Annotated in this window: 14 protein-coding genes; 10 read left to right on the forward strand and 4 right to left on the reverse strand. The window is 67.1% G+C overall.

What is annotated here, in order from left to right:
* Complete coding sequence (locus tag CFB82_RS32735) at positions 1-2,847, reverse strand: type VI secretion system Vgr family protein (RefSeq protein WP_089486719.1); 2,847 nt, start codon at positions 2,845-2,847, stop codon at positions 1-3.
* Between the two features lie 115 nt (positions 2,848-2,962).
* Here CFB82_RS32735 and CFB82_RS32740 point away from each other — a divergent pair, with 115 nt between their 5' ends.
* The 5 genes from CFB82_RS32740 to CFB82_RS32760 all read left to right on the forward strand — a co-directional run bounded on the left by CFB82_RS32740 (position 2,963) and on the right by CFB82_RS32760 (position 8,112).
* Complete coding sequence (locus tag CFB82_RS32740) at positions 2,963-3,271, forward strand: hypothetical protein (protein WP_089446861.1); 309 nt, start codon at positions 2,963-2,965, stop codon at positions 3,269-3,271.
* A gap of 140 nt (positions 3,272-3,411) precedes the next feature.
* Positions 3,412-3,801: a hypothetical protein gene (locus tag CFB82_RS32745; protein WP_235986605.1), complete on the forward strand. Its 390-nt coding sequence runs from the start codon at positions 3,412-3,414 to the stop codon at positions 3,799-3,801.
* 124 nt (positions 3,802-3,925) lie between these two features.
* Positions 3,926-6,310 carry a DNA polymerase II gene (locus tag CFB82_RS32750; protein WP_089446860.1) on the forward strand — a complete coding sequence of 795 codons (2,385 nt, stop codon included), beginning with the start codon at positions 3,926-3,928 and terminating at the stop codon, positions 6,308-6,310.
* Positions 6,311-6,397: 87 nt separating this feature from the next.
* Complete coding sequence (locus CFB82_RS32755; RefSeq protein WP_089446859.1) at positions 6,398-7,513, forward strand: J domain-containing protein; 1,116 nt, start codon at positions 6,398-6,400, stop codon at positions 7,511-7,513.
* Between the two features lie 275 nt (positions 7,514-7,788).
* Positions 7,789-8,112, forward strand: coding sequence for a DUF4148 domain-containing protein (locus tag CFB82_RS32760; protein ID WP_089446858.1), 324 nt, complete (start codon positions 7,789-7,791; stop codon positions 8,110-8,112).
* A gap of 101 nt (positions 8,113-8,213) precedes the next feature.
* Here CFB82_RS32760 and CFB82_RS32765 read toward each other — a convergent pair whose 3' ends face one another.
* A complete protein-coding gene (locus tag CFB82_RS32765; protein WP_089486720.1) occupies positions 8,214-9,590 on the reverse strand; it encodes a pectin acetylesterase-family hydrolase in 1,377 nt (458 codons plus the stop codon).
* Positions 9,591-9,657: 67 nt separating this feature from the next.
* Positions 9,658-10,371 (reverse strand): phospholipase C accessory protein PlcR, encoded by a 714-nt coding sequence (gene plcR / locus CFB82_RS32770; protein ID WP_089446856.1) that lies wholly within the window; start codon positions 10,369-10,371, stop codon positions 9,658-9,660.
* Positions 10,372-10,800: 429 nt separating this feature from the next.
* Here plcR and CFB82_RS32775 point away from each other — a divergent pair, with 429 nt between their 5' ends.
* The 5 genes from CFB82_RS32775 to CFB82_RS32795 all read left to right on the forward strand — a co-directional run bounded on the left by CFB82_RS32775 (position 10,801) and on the right by CFB82_RS32795 (position 17,158).
* The gene (locus CFB82_RS32775; RefSeq protein ID WP_089446855.1) at positions 10,801-12,027 is read left to right on the forward strand and encodes an amino acid deaminase/aldolase; all 1,227 of its coding nucleotides are present in this window, start codon (positions 10,801-10,803) and stop codon (positions 12,025-12,027) included.
* 75 nt (positions 12,028-12,102) lie between these two features.
* A complete protein-coding gene (locus tag CFB82_RS32780) occupies positions 12,103-13,515 on the forward strand; it encodes a D-arabinono-1,4-lactone oxidase (protein ID WP_089486721.1) in 1,413 nt (470 codons plus the stop codon).
* Positions 13,512-14,702 carry an MFS transporter gene (locus tag CFB82_RS32785; protein ID WP_089446853.1) on the forward strand — a complete coding sequence of 397 codons (1,191 nt, stop codon included), beginning with the start codon at positions 13,512-13,514 and terminating at the stop codon, positions 14,700-14,702. Before CFB82_RS32780 ends, CFB82_RS32785 begins: the two co-directional genes overlap by 4 nt.
* A gap of 136 nt (positions 14,703-14,838) precedes the next feature.
* Positions 14,839-16,035 carry a porin gene (locus tag CFB82_RS32790; protein WP_089446852.1) on the forward strand — a complete coding sequence of 399 codons (1,197 nt, stop codon included), beginning with the start codon at positions 14,839-14,841 and terminating at the stop codon, positions 16,033-16,035.
* A 100-nt stretch (positions 16,036-16,135) separates the two neighbouring features.
* Positions 16,136-17,158: an AraC family transcriptional regulator gene (locus CFB82_RS32795; RefSeq protein ID WP_089486722.1), complete on the forward strand. Its 1,023-nt coding sequence runs from the start codon at positions 16,136-16,138 to the stop codon at positions 17,156-17,158.
* 78 nt (positions 17,159-17,236) lie between these two features.
* On the opposite strand, the gene CFB82_RS32800 is transcribed toward CFB82_RS32795, so the two are convergent.
* Positions 17,237-18,142: a LysR family transcriptional regulator gene (locus tag CFB82_RS32800; protein WP_089446850.1), complete on the reverse strand. Its 906-nt coding sequence runs from the start codon at positions 18,140-18,142 to the stop codon at positions 17,237-17,239.
* Position 18,143: the final 1 nt, after the last annotated feature.

An 18,143-nucleotide genomic window follows, 5' to 3' on the forward strand; every position in this document is an offset into this window, starting at 1 on the left:
CTATGATTCCGATGAAGGACTGAGCAGCTCGTTATAGGTTTGCCGATGCGCGGCTCTATCCGATGCAGCGCTATCGTCAGGTGTCGCTTCGTGAAACTGGAAACCTTGATTCGCGAGCGCGCCATTCGCCGCATCCCGATACTCACCCGGCACCGGAATCTCGTGCTTGACCCCGTTGGCCATCTCCAGTGTGTACTTCTGCGTCGTGACATGATGATCGATCGGCAACTGCCCCGTCTTGTCGAACACGCCCTGCTTGACCAGCGCCCCGTCCGCATAAAGCTTGTAGGGCATGCCGACCGGAACGACACTGGGTGCAGACGGTGACGCAGAGGTATTCAGCATCAACCGTCGCGTCGGCAGATCCTTGAACGCCGGATTGGTCACATCCATGCTCGTCGGACCGCTGAACGCATGCTGCGCCCCCTTGACGTCAATCTTGCCGGGCGCATGAATCTCGATGTCGCCGCCTTTCAGCCGAATGTACGCGCCACCCGACGTCAACAGGATTTCCTGCTGTGCCGATGCCTGGACCTTCTCGGTCACGGACGCCAGCAACAGCGACTTCTGCGCCGTCACTTCGACATTGTCAGCGTGCGTCTGAACTTCGATCTTCCCCTTCGCCGCGAACAGCTTCATCCCGGCGTTCTGCACGAACAGGCTCAGTTTCTCCGTAATGCTGGCGACGAGCGACTTGCCGGTCGCAATGTGCGTGCTTTGGCCGCTGACGATATTGATGTGCTGATCGGCTGCAACGTGCGTCGACTTCTGCGTCGACAGACCGATACCCGCAGGCGCGGCAACCAGGATCACCGGCTGCTTGAACGCGCCGGCGTCGCCCGTCCCTCCACCGGCCGTCACACCGCCACCGCCCGTCGCACCCGACTCGTTGTGCTGCGCCGCATCCGCAAAAGCCTTGAAGGTGTCGTGGCCCTCCTTCAGGCTTTCCGCCTTCGACGTTTCGCTTGCCTGCGACAGGCCATCGAGGATATTCGCCGAGCCGTTCAATTGACGCGTTGCCAACGTCGTGTCGAGCGGCTGACTGGCGACCGGGTGCGTCGTCACGAACAGCCCTCGCCCTGCTCGAAGCGCACCGTAGGCGTCCGAACTCAGATCGAAGCCTTTGCCCAGGTAACTGCCACGCGTGTTGTCGGTCTGGTCGATCAGGTAGCCCAGGTGCAACGATGCGTTCGTACTGCTGCTGTACAGGTGCACGCGGTTCTGGCCCGTCGAATCGTCCATCACCATCTGGTTGTAACCGCTCCCCGAGAACTCCTGAGACCGGTAACCCGACAGCAGGGCATTCGAATGCCATCGTGGCTTCGCGCTCCCGTTGTACACCCGGTGTAGCGCAATCGGACGATCGATGTCGTTCCCGATATGGCCAATCAGCAATTCCTCGCCCGCGCGCGGTATGTGAACGCCGCCGTACCCGTCGCCGGTATCGGATTGCGCGACACGCACCCAGCATGAAGCACGCTCGTCGCCTTGGTTGTGCCGGTCCCAGATGAACAGCACCTTGATCCGGTTCAGGTCGTCGGTATACGCCTGCTCCCCCTTCGGACCGGCAACGATGGCCGATTCGAGTTTCGCTTCGGGCTTTTTGTGTTCGAGGGGGCTGTGATACGGCACCGACGTGCGCTGCGCTTCGATGGCAACGCGATAGAAACCCGTCGAGCCATCGGCATGCGAGACGGCGAACATCTTGTCCGTGTCGTCAGCTTCGGCCTGCTTCACTGCCTGATAGAGGCTATGCGGGTAATTTGCTTCGTGTCCCGAAAGAGGCACGTTGTTCGCGATGATCCACTCGACCTCGATCACCGCGAACTCCCGATGGTCCGCCGCGTCCTGATCATGCTCGGGATGTCCGGTCAGCGTGAATCGCCGCCCCGCATCGATGCGGCGCACCCCGCCGACACCATCGTAGCGCTTGGCCTGCGACTCCCATTCCTCCATGCGGATCTTGCTGAGATGGTCGCCACGCTCCTGCTCGGGGTACGTATAGCCGCCCGTATATTCATACACTTCGGCCTGCGACGGGAGATCGCCCTGATTGGCCATCGTGGGAACCGACGTCGCCTTCGGATTGGCTGGCGTGGCCGGATTCTTGTAGTCGAACGTTCGCGTCGACAACAGGACGGACTGCAGCGTCCGCGTTCCGGCCCACTGCGTCAACGCGTCCACTTCGCCATGAACGCCCGCGCGGGAAAATTCGACCGTTGCCGGCGCAAGCGGCTCGAGCGTCTGAAGACGATCGGTAATCACCAGCGTATGGGATTTGCCGTCCTGCGCCTGTTTCCAAATGCCGTACAGGCCCTCGGATTCGAGAAGCCGGTGAACGAAATTCCAGTCGGTTTCGTCCTGACGGCAGTAGGAGCGCGAAGGCAGCAGTTGCGACAGTTCAAAGCGATACATCCCGCGTGCCTGCGGATGATCGTTGAATACATCGGTAATGATCGCGTCGACGCTTTTGTCTTGCCAGTGACGCTGGTCGCGGCGGAACTTCAGAAAATGCAGCCACGACGAGAAACTGAGCTGGTAGCACGCTAGGCCACCGTCCACACCGAGCTTTCTCGCGGTATGAACGTAACCGTGGTGCGGAAGATAGGTCTTGTCGGTCTGCTGGACCCACAGCGTGATCGGCTGCGAAATCAGTGTCTTGAGCTGGACATCGTTCGACGTCGACACGCAGTCGATCATGAACAGGTAATCTCGACCGATACGGGACTGCCCGAACATCCGATGCGGAATCAGAACGTTACCCCCAAGCGGGGTGTCGAGCTTGAGAAGTCGCTCCTGCTGAGCCAGCGCTCCCGTAATCGCCCCGATCATGCTGTGCGCATCCATAGCGCCTCTCTCAGAATTATGTTGTTCTTGACTGACGATTCTACGAATGACGATTCTGTGACGTCAATCGGTTGGAATTCAAATAATTGAAAACTGTAATTATTCACTCATCCATATGAATGGCTTTAGTAATTTCACCCTGCTGCTCCGCACACCCCATTCGCACCTGTATCCCGGCAGCACAGTGACGCTCGGCAATGACGCGCCGCGCAATGCGACGCCGCATCCCGCCGTCATCGAATTCGCGGACGGATCCGGCGCCACAGCCACGCTTTCCCGCGTCGACGATGACGCGCTCGAACTCGCCGTCGACGAATACGTCACGCAGAAGCGCCACAAGGTCGTCGCGCGCCGCTGGCTGCTGCGGCCTGCCGATACCACGCGTACGGCATGGCGTGTCGCCGAGCGGCTACCCGCCGCCTGACGTTCGCACCCGCACGACGCCCACCAGCGGCGATGCCCGCCCCCTTACGCCCTGTCATGATCGTTCGCCTCGCGTCCGTTGCCAGCCCCTCGCAGAAAAGGTGACCGAACAGCCTCCCCATCGGCGCGAGCACCGTCAGCATGCCGCTCGTGCTGAACATGCGCACGCGCGACCGGTACGTCGAGCTGATTGGCGGCCATCCGTTCGAGAATGACTCGCACAACCTCGACAGGATGCCGTTCGAAGCAACCGCCACCAGCGGCGACGACGCGGAGCGCGGCTTCTCGCTCGACAGCGCGATTCGCGGCCCGCTGCGCACACAGGGCGGCGACAAGCGCATGCTCAGGCCCGACGACCGCTTCCTCGCACAATCGCTCGTCGTGTTCTGCGTGGCCGAATCGCTGCGGTTCGACAGGATGCGCGAGATCGTCGGCCAGCCGCGCAGCCGGTTGTCCCCGGCCGACCGGCAAGCGTCCGCGCGCGTCGACCTCGTCGGGTTCGGTCCATCGCGCCGGGCATGCGGGTACTGATGCGGTCGTCGTGATGCGGTCGTCGTGATGCGGTGACGTCGCGACGCGCTCGCGGCCGGCGCCTGCGGATCCCCCGCCCAAGCGCTAAAATCCGCCGCCTGAGCATCCACCACGAGCAAGCGTTTTGACGGCGTTCGAGCAGGGTTTCATCCTCACCCGCCACTGGCGGGACACCGCCTCCGGCATCGAGATCGAGTTCTGGCTGGCAACCGAACACGGTCCGCGCCGCGTACGGTTGCGCCCGCAGGAAGCCGTCGCGTTCATTCCGGCCGAACAGCAGGCGCTCGCCGAACGCGCGCTGGCCGGCGAGCGCGAGGCCGAGTTGCGCCCGCTCGCGCTGCGCGACTTCCGGCAGCGTCCGGTCGTCGGCCTCTATTGCAAGCGCTATCGCCATCTGTCCGGGCTGCAGAAGCGTCTCGCGGCAGCCGGCGTCGACGTCTACGAAGCCGACGTGCAGCCGCCCGACCGCTACGCGATGGAGCGCTTCATCACGGCCTGCGTGCAGTTTCGCGGGCAGCCCGGCCCCGACGGCACGCTGGCCGGCGCCGAGCTGAAAGCCGCGACCGGCTATCGCCCGGCGCTGCGCTGCGTGTCGCTCGACATCGAAACCAGCGTGCACGGCGAGCTGTACTCGATCGCGCTCGAAGGCTGCGGGCAACGGCAGGTCTACATGCTCGGCCCGGCGAATGGGGACGGCAGTGACGAAGCAAACGCCATCGACTTCCGCCTCGACTACTGCGACAGCCGGCCCGCGATGCTCGCGCGGCTCAACGAATGGTTCGACGAACACGATCCCGATGCGGTGATCGGCTGGAACCTCGTGCAGTTCGACCTGCGCATCCTGCATGCCCATTCGGAGCAATACGGCATCCCGCTGAAGCTCGGCCGCGGCGGCAGCGTGCTCGACTGGCGCGCGCACGGCCAGCAGCCCGACCACTTCTTCGCGGGCGCGGCAGGCCGGCTGATCCTCGACGGCATCGACATGCTGAAATCCGCGACGTGGACGTTCCCGTCGTTCAGCCTCGAATACGTGTCCCAGGCGCTGCTCGGCGAAGGCAAGTCGATCGACAACCCGTACCAGCGGATGGACGAGATCCAGCGCCGCTTCGATCACGACAAGCCGGCGCTCGCGCGCTACAACCTGAAGGACTGCGAGCTCGTCACGCGCATTTTCGACGAGGCCGACCTGCTGTCCTTCGCGCTCGAACGCGCGAGCGTGACGGGCCTCGCGGCCGATCGCACCGGCGGGTCGGTCGCGGCCTTCACGCATCTGTACCTGCCGCGCATGCACCGGCTCGGCTATGTCGCGCCGAACCTCGGCGACGTGACGGGGCAGAACAGCCCCGGCGGCTTCGTGATGGATTCGCGCCCCGGGCTGTACGACTCGGTGCTCGTGTTCGACTACAAGAGCCTCTATCCGTCGATCATCCGCACGTTCCTGATCGATCCGGTCGGGCTGATCGAAGGGCTCGCGAATCCCGGCGACGACGCATCGGTGCCCGGCTTTCTCGGCGCACGTTTCTCGCGTACCGCGCACTGCCTGCCCGATATCGTGCGCCGCGTGTGGGAAGGCCGCGACGATGCGAAGCGGCAGCGCAACGCGCCGCTGTCGCAGGCGCTGAAGATCATCATGAATTCGTTCTACGGCGTGCTCGGCTCGACGGGCTGCCGCTTCTTCGACCCGCGCCTCGCGTCGTCGATCACGATGCGCGGGCACGAGATCATGCACCGCACGCGCGAGCTGATCGAAGCGCAGGGTTACGAAGTGATCTACGGCGATACCGATTCGACGTTCGTGTGGCTCGGCCGCGCGCACGACGACGACGAAGCCGGCGCCAAGGGCCGCGCACTCGTCGAGCATGTGAACCGCTGGTGGCAGGCGCACCTGCGCGAGACCTTCGGGCTCGAGAGCGCGCTGGAGCTGCAATACGAGCGGCACTACCGCCGCTTCCTGATGCCGACCGTGCGCGGCGCGGAAGAAGGCAGCAAGAAGCGCTATGCAGGCCTCGCGGCGGCGGCTGACGGCGGCGAGGACCTCGTCTTCAAGGGGCTCGAAACGGTGCGCACCGACTGGACGCCGCTCGCGCAGCAGTTCCAGCGCGAGTTGTACCGGCGCGTGTTCAGCCGCGAGCCGTACCAGGATTTCATCCGCGACACCGTGCGGCGCACGCTGGCCGGCGAATTCGACGACCAGCTCGTCTACCGCAAACGCGTGCGCCGGCCGCTGCGCGAGTATGAGCGCAACGTGCCGCCGCACGTGCGCGCAGCGCGGATCGCCGACGAGTTCAACCAGGCACAGGGCCGGCCGCTGCAGTATCAGCGCGGCGGCTGGATCAGCTACGTGATGACGACGGCCGGCCCCGAGCCGCTCGAAACGATGCGTTCGCCGATCGACTACGCGTTCTACCTGAGCCGCCAGCTTCAACCCGTCGCCGATGCAATCCTGCCGTTCCTGCGCGACGACTTCGAGCGCGTGATCTCCGGGCAGGGGCAGTTGTTCCAGGAGTAGCCGCGCCCTGTCGGGCAAGGGGGACACTGCGGGCCGGTTAAAATACCGCGCTGCTGCGCGTCCTGCCGCAGCCGAAGGAGATTCATCATGACCGCACGTCGCGGAACAGCGGTCGCCATCGCGCCCGGCCACGAGGCAGCCAGCCTGTCGAAAGCCCAGAAAGCATTCAATACGCTCGTCCAGCAGATCGAGAAGCGGCGCGAGCGGCTCGGCGCGTGGGAAGCCGCGATGCCGGCCTTCCAGAAGAAATTCGTCGACGAGCTGTTGCCGCTCGAACAGACGTCGACCGCGCTGCGAATCCGGTTGCTCAATCAGCTCGACGACGCGTATCTGCAGAAAGGCTTGAGCAAGGCCGAGCAGCACACCCTGTCCGGGATGATCGCCAACATGGCGCGCGACTTGCTCGACTTCAGCGACGACGCGCAGTTGAAGGCCATCCACGCCCGGCACAGCGGGGCCGATCACGGCGACAACGCAGCAGCCGAGCCGGGGCCGGAACCGAAGTCGGAATCGACGCCTGGCGTGGCAACGGAAGACGATCTCGACGCGCTGTCGCCCGAAGAGCTCATGGCGCGCATGCAGGCCGAACTGGACGCGCAGTTCGAGCGGGACATGGCCGAGCACGCGGCCCGCGAGGCACAGCGTGCCAAGCGCAAGAAAGCGCCCCGGCAATCGGCCGCGCTGGCGAAGCGCGAAGCCGAGCAGGCCGAAGCGAGCCGGTCGATCCGCGAGGTCTACCGGAAGCTGGCGAGCGCGCTGCACCCCGATCGCGAGACCGACCCCCAGGAACAGGAACGCAAGACCGTGTTGATGCAGCGGGTCAACCACGCTTACGCGAACGGCAAGCTCCTGCAACTGCTGGAGCTGCAGCTGGAGATCGAACAGATCGACCGGCACGCGATCAACGGCCTCGGCGAAGACCGGCTCGCGCGCTACAACGGCATCCTGGAAGATCAGCTTCGCGAGCTGGACCAGGAGATCCAGGACGTCGAGACCGGATTCCGGCGGACTTACGGGATCGCGCCGTCGGTCAAGGTCGCGCCCGATACCATCATGCGCATGCTCACGCGCGACATCGCGGGCACGCAGCGCAGCATCCACGATCTGAACCTGACGCTGCGCGAGTTCGACGATCCGGCGAACGTCAAGGAATGGCTGAAGGACATGAAGCGCCAGCAGGCATTCCCGCGTTTCGACGACTAGCCGTGCCGGGCAGGCATGCGTCTGCCCGCCGAACATCGAGTGCGTAGCCGGTCTGACGGAACAGCTGCGTGCCCCGCATCGATCGGCATTCCTCGCAAATCAACCCACCCCAAACGTGGCACCAAGGACGCCGTATTTCATCCACTGTCACGGATTCAGGAACACAGCTGGACAGGAATCGGCATTTATCCGGCCGATCCGGGTTCCTAAACTTGTCTCGTCGGTTCAGCCAGCCACCATCGCGCCGAACCGCAACAAAACCGTCTGAGGAAACCGTGAAATCCATCATCGTCACCATCGCCACCGTCGCCGCTACCGCCACCACCCTCCTCGCCGCACCGACCGTGTCGTACGCGCAGTCGTCGCACTCGACGCTCACGCGTGCGCAGGTGCGCCAGGAATTGTTCGACCTCGAATCGGTCGGCTACGAGCCGATCGCCGGTGATGGCGACAACTATCCGGGCGACATCGTCGCCGCACAGGAACGCCTGGCCGCCAAGCGGCTGGCCGAGCGCAAGAGCGCCGAGGCGGCCTACGGGTCGAACGGTGCGCCTCGCACGGATTCGGGCGCGCCGGCGGTTGCGGTGGTGAAGCCCTGACGCCGTAACGCACGGCCACGCATCGACGCAGGCGGGCGGCCACGACATCCGGCCGCCACGCTGCGCCGCGGTCGCCCGCTCGGGCGAACCGCCGCTTCGCGTCACGCCCGGTGCCCCGAGATCGGCCCCGCTTCGCCGGTCAGGTTGAAGATGCTGTCGATCCACGCCAGAAACGTCGAGAACGTGAAATCCGACCACTGCTGCGTGCGGAACGCCTTCATCACCGGCGTGTCGGCCGGGTCCTGCTGGTTCAGCAGGTTGTCGACGAAGGTGCCGATATCCGCGTCGACGCCGTGCTCGTGGATCCCCGACCCGGTAAAGCTGACCGCCGTCACCTGGTGGTTGGCGATGAAGTCGTTGCGTGCCCACGGCATGAAGTAGCCGAAGTTCGGCAACGGGTTCAGCGTCTGCCTCAGCCCGTCCAGTTCCTGGGCGAACATCGCAAGCGACAGCGAATCCTTCGTCGCATCGTCGGGCGCCGCGATCACGGCCGGCACGAACGCGCGATAGTGATACGCGGCGATGATCTTGTCGCGCTGGTAGCTCGAGAAGCCGAAGCGGTCGTGCGGGAATGTCGCCGACAGCGCCGCATACGCGCTCCCCATGTTGCCCGGATCGAAATGGCTGGTCAGCCGGCTGTTCACGGTGATCATTCCGTCGGGGCCCGTCATCCCCCACTCGGTGCGCACGCGGTCGTACAGGCCGACCGACGGATGGGTGGCCGCGTCCGCGTCGAACGGCGTGTTGAACACGGTACCGGCGTCGTCGAGCAGCGAACTATGCGCCTGCGGCTGCAACGTGTTGCGCAGCGTCGCGTAGTTCGCGAGCGTGCCGTAGCCGCCCGCGCTCATCCCGTACACGAGCAGACGGTTCGGCTTGCCGAAGCCGTGCGACGTCAGCCACTGCGCGACGGCCTGGATGTTCTTCAGCCCGCTGTAGTGCTGCAGCCGCCAGTCGCCGCTTGGCGACGTGTAGTTGCGCACCGCGCTGCCCATGTGGATATCTCCGGTGCAATAGGGCACGAAAACCTGTGTCCACTGCTGCGTCTCGACCTTCGGTTCGCCGACGAGAATATGCGCGAGATCCATCCGCGTGAGCAGCGGCGACAGGAACGACGACAACAGGCTCTGATTCGCGGTGCCGTTCATGTAGTTGTGCGGGATGCCGTCCGGGTTGAAGCCGCCAAGGCCGGCCTCGGCGCCGGTCGACGTCTGCGTGCAGGTGCCGTAGTCCCAGCACGCGCCGCCCGGTTCCATAATGTACAGCAGGTTGTCCGACTGCGCGCGATTGACGTAGAAGCGCATCGGCGTGCCGTTGCCGCACGATGCACCGGTGCTCTCCGGCAAGGTCACTTCGTACCACGAATAATACGGAATCGACGGATCCGGCATCGTCGTATCAGCGGCGTGGCCGTTCAGTGCCGCGCAACCGAGCAACGTGGCAACGGCCGCGCGCAGCAGGCTTCGTGCTGTGGACATCTCCCCCTCCTTGTCGATGGACATGGCGCGGCCGCCGGGCTCAAGCCCGGCGTCGCGGATTCGGCGCTCAGTGCACGCCGGACGATGAAGCGCCGTCGAACAGCTGGACCCGCAACGCCTGCAGGCGCTGCGCGATGACGGCTTGTTGCCGGTCGGGATCGGGAATGCTCGCCTGAACCTGCCGGACGACGTCGCGGCTCTGCTGTTCGTACGAGAGATAGCGCGGGTCCTGCGCCGGCGACGGACCGACCGTCTGCTGCGCATAGGTGTCCCATTGCGCACGCATCGACCGGATCGCCGCGCTGCGCGTCGCGGGATCGGCTTCGGTGTCGGTGAGCAGCGCCGCGCTCAGCGCCTCCGCCTGCACCGGCACGATCTCGTTGCGCGCGACATGGCCGGGGAGTTCGTCGAGAATCCGGCGCGCGAGTGCGGCGCGCTCGGCTTGCGGCATGCTGTTGCGGCGATTCCCATACGCGGCAACCTCGTCGCGAAAGCGCGCGAACGCGACGATGCGCTTCACTTCGGCATCCGCATCGGGGCGCCCCGCGAGGCTGCGGCGCAGCGCGTCGACGTCGAGCCGCCGCTCCTCGGGGCCGGGCGTCGCGGCGCCGGTGCCGAACGTATCGGCCGCGTCCGGCTGCGCGCTCGCCGTCGTGGTCGTTGCGTCGGACGACGCGGCGTGCGCCGGTGTCGCCGCCTCATATCGCCAGACTGCAACGACGGTCACGCCGATCGCCGCGATCGCGCCCGTGCGCCGCCAGAGTGCCCTGTTCTTCTTCACGTCGCCTCCTCGTCACGTCATGCCGTTCTTCGCCGGTGCATCCGCGAGTAGGTTCTAGGTCGAATCCGGCATCCCGTCAAAAGCGGCACTAGAACGCAGGCACTAAACCTGCTCGCGGCGGCCACGTCCCCAAGACGTTTGAAACGCATTTCGTGGTCGTTCGGCCAAGCGCGCCATGTCGCGCGCCACGCCCGTCCGGCGGCGGTTCGAGCCAACACTCGCCATGTGCGTCGCGACACCAAGCAAGCAGTGATCCAGCCGCGCGCAGCACGCGGGCCATGCATCGGCGTGACCGATACGGATGGCCGGATAAGACCCGTCGAACGACCCGCTGAGCGCTTGGTCGTCATTTTGGCCAGCCCTATGCTGGTTTCCGACACGCGCCGAACGGTCGGCGCGACGCCCACCCCACCCAGCCGAGCCCGTTCCATGAGCCGTGCAGACCTTCCGCATCGCGCACCCACCGCCGTCCACGACTATCCGACCTATCGCGACGCGCTCGCGGGCCGCCGGCTACCTGCCGCATTCGTCGACCTCGACTGCCTCGACGCGAACCTCGCCGACCTGAAGCGCCGCGCACGCGGCCTGCCGATCCGGCTCGCGACGAAGTCGGTGCGCTCGCGCGAACTGATCGGCGCGGTGCTCGCCGCCGGCCCCTTCATGCAGGGGCTGCTGTGCTACTCGGCCGCGGAAGCCGCGTGGCTCGCGGACGGCGGGTTCGACGACATCGTCGTCGCGTATCCGACCGTCGAGCCCGCCGACCTGCGCGCGGTGGCCGCGCAGCTCAGGCGCGGCCGCTCGATCACGCTGATGGTCGACGACGCCGCGCAGGTCGACGCGATCGACCACGTTGCCCACGACGAACGCGTGACGATCCCGCTCGCGATCGATCTCGACATGTCGTCCGCATATCCGGGCCTGTACTTCGGCATGTACCGCTCGCCGGTGCGCGACGCGGCCGGCGCACTCGCGCTCGCGAACCGCATCGCCGAGCGACGGCACGTACGGCTCGACGGGTTGATGGGCTACGAAGGACAGATCGCCGGCGTGGCCGACACGGAGCCTGGCAGCGGCGCACGCAACGCGCTGGTGCGTCACCTGAAGCGCCGCTCGGCGCGCGAGATCAACGCGCGCCGCCAGGCGGCCGTGCAGGCGCTCGCGGCGGCAGGCCTCACGTTGCGCTTCGTGAACGGCGGCGGCACCGGCAGTATCGAGAGCACGCTCGGCGACGCGTCGGTCACCGAGCTTGCGGCCGGCTCCGGCCTCTACGCGCCCGCGCTGTTCGATCACTACGCGGCGTTTCATGCGCAGCCGGCCGCCGGTTTCGCGCTGCCGGTCGTGCGGATTCCGCGGCCGGGCATCGTGACCTGTTCGGGCGGCGGCTATATCGCATCGGGCCCGGCCGGCAAGAGCCGCCTGCCGCGGCCGTGGCTGCCGGCCGGCTGCACGCTGATCGACAACGAAGGCGCGGGCGAAGTGCAGACGCCCGTGCGCGTGCCGCGCGGCGTCGCGCCGGCGATCGGCGATCCGATCCTGTTCCGCCATGCGAAGGCCGGCGAACTGTGCGAGCGCTTCAACACGCTGCTGCTGATCCGCGGCGGCCGCGTGGTCGGCGAGGCGCCCACCTATCGCGGCGAAGGCAAGAGCTTTTTCTAGCGGGCCGCGCGGCCCGTCGTTCAAAACCCGTCAACCCGTTCAACCTGTTCAAACGACAACCACGGAGACAATGCCATGTGGCGCAACTGGTCGGGATATGTCTGCAGTCCTGATGCAACCGTGTCGACGCCTGCGTCGGCCGCCGGGCTCGCGGCCGTGCTGCGCGACGCGGCGGCCGCCGGCGCCACCGTGCGCGCGGCCGGCGCCGGTCATTCGTTCTCGCCGCTCGTGCAGACCGACGACGTGATCCTGTCGCTCGACGCGATGCAGGGCGTGATCGACGTCGACCGCGACCGGCGCGTCGCGCGCGTGCATGCCGGCACGCGGCTGTGGGCGCTGGGCCCGGCGCTCGCCGCGCACGGCCTCGCGATGGAGAACCTCGGCGACATCAACGTGCAGTCGATCGCCGGCGCGACCAGCACCGGCACGCACGGCACGGGCATCACGCTCGGCAACCTGTCGACGCAGATCGACAGCCTGACTTTCATGTGCGCGGACGGCAACGAAATCCGCGCGAGCGCCGACACGCATCCCGACCTGTTCGCGGGCGGCCGGATCGGGCTCGGCGCGCTCGGCGTGCTGACGGAGATCGGCCTGCGCCTCGTGCCCGCGTTCAAGCTGCGCCTCGAGCGCGGCGGCATGCGGCTCGACGACTGCCTCGCGCAAGCGGATGCGCTGATCGCGAAGCATCGCTCGTTCGAGTTCTACTGGTTCCCGCATACGGACACCGTGCTGACCAAGGCCTGGGACATGACCGACGAGCCGGCCGACGCGGTGCACTGGGCGCGCCGTGCGTCCGAGTCGTTCCTCGAGAACACGGTGTTCGGCGCGCTGTGCGGGCTCGGCCGGCGCGTGCCGTCGCTGTGCCCGGCGCTGAGCCGGCTGTGCGCATCGACCGTGTCGGCCGGCCGCCACGTGGATGCAAGCTACGCGATGCTGTCGACGGTGCGGCGCGTGCGCTTCAACGAAATGGAATGGTCGGTGCCGGCCGAACGCGGTGCCGATGCGCTGCGCGAGATCCGCGCGTTCATCGCGCGCCGCAGCTTCCCGCTGATGTTCCCGATCGAATACCGCTGGGTGCGCGGCGACGACATCTGGCTGAGCCCCGACTACGGCCGCGACAGCGTGCGCATCTCGGTGCACCAGTATCGCGGGATGCCGTTCGACGCGTACTTCTCGGGCGTGCAGGCAATCTGCCGCAATCACGGCGGGCGGCCGCACTGGGGCAAGGTGCATGCGATGAAGGCCGTCGAGCTTGCGGCGTGCTATCCGCACTGGGACGATTTCCTCGCGCTGCGCGAACGGATGGACCCGCATGGCCGCTTCCTGACGCCGTACCTGCGCACGCTGTTCGGCCTGCCGCAACACGCAGGCGCAAGCGTCGCTTCAACCGCGCGCGCCACGCCGGCCCGCCGAGGGACACACCCGATGCACGAAACGGCCGGCATCGCACACGATCGACCGCGATCCAACCAGGAGGCTTCATGAGCACCGCCACCCTGCATGCCGCCGCGCAGTCGCGCCCCGATCCGTCGACCGGCGCCGTCGTCCGCCTTGCGCTCGCGTTCGCGGCGGCCACCAACGGCCTGATCCTGTCGCCGTTCCTCGTCGCGGCCGTGATGACGCGCTTCCGGCTCGACGAAGGCACCGCGACCGCGCTCGTCAGCGCCGAGATCCTCGGCATCGCGATCAGTTGCGCACTGCTGTCGCACCAGATCGCGCGCGCCGCGCGGCCGTTCACGCTGGCCGGCCTGGTCGGCACGATCGCCGGGCAGGCGCTCAGCGCGGTCGCGCCCGGCATCGCGTCCGCGGCGCTCGCGCGCGGGATGACGGGACTGTTCGAAGGGATGCTGTTCGTCGTCGTCGCGTCCGGCGTGTCGCAGCGCGCGTCGACCGACCGCCTGTGGGGGCAAATCAACCTGCTCGCGGGCGTCATCAACGGCGGCATCCTCGTGCTGATCTCCGCCTTGCCGGCCGGCTGGCTCGGGCACGGGGTGTTCGCGCTGCTGGCGGCCGTCGTCGCCGTGCTGGCGCCCGCGATCCGCGGCATCGACGCGTTCGCGAGCGCACCCGCGCAGACCCACGTGCGCGCCGGCACGCTGCCGTGGCGGCCGGTGATCGCGATCTGGGTCGTGACGGCACTGGTGTACGGCGTGCAGGCGTCGCAATGGGCGATCGCCGGCTTCGTCGGCGAGCGTGCCGGGCTGTCGCCGACGACGATCGGCGTGCTGCTGTCGGTGTCGTCGCTGCTCGGCTTCGTCGGCGCGGCGATTCCGTCGCATCCGGCCAGCCACCCGCACCGCCTCGCGCTGATCTGGGCCGCGCAGCTCGCGATGATCGCGTCGATCGAATGGTTCTTCAGCGCGCGCGGCGGCAGCGCGTACTTCCTGAGCCAGTTCGTGCTGAACAGCGCGTTCTTCGTGATCGTGCCGTTCCTCACCGGGATGCTGTCCGACGTCGACCCGGACGGATCGCTGGTCGCGCGCACGCTCGTCGTCACGTTCTTCGCGGCGGGCATCGGCACCGCGCTGTCGGGTGCGCTGCTCGGCCGCTTCGGCGGCTCGCGCGTCGCCCACGTGCTGTGCGTGGCCGTGCTGGCGGCCGCCCCGTTCGTGCGGCTCGCGCTGCGCCGCGCGGCGCCCGGTGCGATGGCGCGCGCGTCGCCGTCGCCCTGACCGCGGTGCGCCATGGCGTGGCCGCGACGCACCACGCGAATGGCCGCCGCAGCCTTGGCCCATGCAAATTTGGCTTTCACCATTCGTTTCCGGCGGTACGAGCCGCCGTCCCCATGTCGATGCGGAGTCCATAAAAATGAATCGCCACGAATGCGTTCGCGCCGCGTGCAGCGCGATGTTGGTCCTGGCCGGTACCGGCGCGCACGCGCAAAGCAACGTGACGCTGTATGGCGTGATCGATGCGGGCATCCGCTACGAAACGCACGGCGTGTCCTACGGCGCCGACGGTGCGCCAGTGTCGACGGGCCGCAAGATCTCGATGGCGGACGGCGGCGGCCTGACGGAAAGCTACTGGGGCCTCAAGGGGCAGGAGGATCTCGGCGGCGGGCTGTCCGCGCAGTTCAACGTGGAAAGTCACTTCGGCCCGAACAGCGGCGCGATCGTGCCGGCCGGCTCGCCGAACTTCTTCGAGGTCGCGTACGTGGGGCTGACGTCGACGTCGCTCGGCCAGCTCGCGCTCGGCCGCCAGTACAACGTGCCGTTCGAGATGGTGTCGCTGACCTACGGCTCGAACCTGTGGGCCGGCGCGCAGGACCCGTACTTCAACCTGTTCAAGCCCGAGCAGACGATGCTCGCCGGCTCGCGCACCAGCAACATGATCCAGTACGGCGCGCAGCTCGGCGGCCTGTACCTGCTCGCGCAGTACGCGCCGGGCGGCCATGCGGGCGGCGGCGTGCTCGGCGGCCAGGCCGGCGCGGCGGTCGCCTACGCGCCGGACAAGGGGCCGTTCACGGTCGGCGCGTCGTTCATGCGCAGCTGGGACGACGTCACGCACGCGAAATTCGACATCTATGGCGGTGGCGGCTCGATCACGCTCGGCAACGCGACCGTCAACGCCGGCTATATCGAGAACGCGCGCGACAACGACTTCACGTCGTTCGCGAACGGCCCGTTCAGCCCGACCGATCTCGCCGCGCTCGGCATCATCTCGCCCGCGCAGGTGGTCGATCCGTCGACGCCCGGCGGGTTCCGGCGCCGCAAGATGGCGCTCGCGGGGCTGACCTACCGGTTCACGTCGGCGTTCACGGCCGCCGTCAACGCGTGGTGGACCACGCAGTCGGGCTACACGCCGGACTTCGACGGCCGCGCGCGCCAGTTCCAGGTGATCGCCGGCTACAGCCTGTCGAAGCGCAGCATGCTCTACGCGGAAGTCGACTACGCGATCTATCGCGGCGGCCTGGTCGGCGCGCAGCTGGTCGGCGTGAACGGGCAGTCGCCGAGCACGAGCACCACGCAGCTCGGCGCGACGGTCGGCCTGCGCCACTACTTTTGACGCAGAGCCGCGCGGGATGTGGGCAATCGCGGCCGGGGCGGCACCGGGTTTCCGGCCGGGCGGGACGAGTACAATCCATGGAAAAAAATACGGAGCATCCATGGACGAACCCGACCGTTATACGACGGCGAATCTGCCGGTCCATTTGTTGCGGTGCCTCGCGGAGACAAGCAAGGAACTGGGCATCGACCCCACGCGGCTGTGCCTCGGGCTCGGTTTCGACGTCGCGGACCTGTCGAATCCCTCGTGCCGGATTTCCTTGCGCCAGGCGAGCACGATGATCCGCCGCGCGCTCGAGATGGCGCCGGGGCGGGCGCTCGGCCTCGAACTCGGCACGAGCGAGACGATCGCGTCGATCGGCCTGGTCGGCTACGCGATGCTGACGAGCCCGACGCTGAAGGAAGCGATCGCGGTCGGGATGGAACTGCAGCGCCATACGGGGCCGCTGTTGCGCTTCGACGTGACGTCGGATGCACGCACGCTGTCGATCCGCGCGACCAACGTCTTCCTCGAACCCGACATCGAGGCGTTCCTCGTCGAGGAAGCGTTCGGCAGCTTCATGAAGATCGGGCGCTCGCTCGTCGGCCCCGCGTTCCAGCCGAAGGTCGTCGATCTCAGCTACCCGCCGCCGGCCTATGCGGAACAATACGCGCGCGTGTTCCCGTGCCCGGTGCGGTTCGAGCAGGAGCAGAACCTGTTCTCATGCGACGCCGCGCTCGGCAACCGCCCAATCGCGACCCACGATCCGCTCGCGCATCGCCAGGCACTCGAATTCCTGCAGGACGCGTTGCCGCCCGAACCCGAAGGCACCGAATTTCTCGAATCGATCGAACGGATCATGCGGCGCGACCTGCGGCATGCGCCGTCGCTCGCGGCGATCGCCGCGCAACTGTGCATGAGCGAGCGCACACTCCGGCGACGGCTCGCCGATCAGGGCGTGTCGTATCAGACGGTGATCGACACGATTCGCAGGAAGCGCGCGTTCACGCTGCTGAGCAACCCGCGATTGTCGATCGAGGACGTCGCACACGAAGTCGGGTTCAGCGACGCGCACAACTTCCGGCGCGCGTTCAAGCGGTGGACGGGGCACGGGCCGAGAGAGGGGCAGCGCACGGCGCCGTGACGGGCGCGCATTCGACCGGGACGGGCGGTGGCACGGCACCGCTGCCGCATCGCCCCATTGGCGTGCCCCGCACACGCATCACTGCGCGTCGCCGATCCCGCCCATCAGCCTCACCAGTTGCTCGCGCAGCCACCGGCTGCCCTGGTCCTGATCGGCGCTGCGGTGCCAGTAGCAGAAGTATTCGAGGCCCGGCATCTCGAACGGTAGTTCGAGAATGCGCGCCGGATAGCGCTGCAGCAGCCGCAGCGGCGCCGTCAGCGCGAGATCGCCGCGCATCGCGATCAGCGGCGCGACCATGTAGTGCTGCACGCGCATCTGGATGGTGCGGCGCAGCCCGAGGCGCGTCAGCTCCGCGTCGACGTGCCCGCTGCCCTTGCGGCGGCTCGACACGTGGATGTGCCCCATTGCAAGGTAGTCGTCCATGGTGAGCGTGTCGCCCTTGAACGGGTGATCGTTGCGGATCATGCACGCATAGCGGTCGCGCACGAGCAGCGCCTGGTGCAGGTGCGGATCGCCGATCAGCGGTGCGTCGATCGCGATGTCGACGGAGCCGTTCGCGAGCGCGGTCGCGACTTCGCGGCGATCCATCGTGTAGCTGCGCACGTGCATGCCGGGCGCATGCGTCTGCAGCAGTTCGCCGAGCGCGGGCAACAGCAGCGCCTCGGTCAGGTCGCTCATGCTCATCCGGAACACGCGCGTCGACGACGCCGGATCGAACACGTCGCCTTCGTGCGCGCTCGAATCGAGCAACTGCATCGCCTCGCGCACGCGGCCGACGATGTTCTCGGCCAGCGGCGTCGGCATCATCCCGGCCGGCGTGCTGACGAACAGCGGATCGTTCAGGGTCTTGCGCAGCCGCGCCAGCGCGTTGCTGACGGCCGGCTGCGTGAGGTTCAGCACCTCGGCCGCGCGCGTCAGGTTGCGCTTGGTGTAGATCGCGTCGAATACGACGAACAGGTTCAGGTCAATCTTCGAAAGGCGCATC

It is taken from the genome of Burkholderia sp. HI2714 (assembly GCF_002223085.1).
In the GTDB taxonomy this organism is placed as follows: domain Bacteria; phylum Pseudomonadota; class Gammaproteobacteria; order Burkholderiales; family Burkholderiaceae; genus Burkholderia; species Burkholderia lata_D.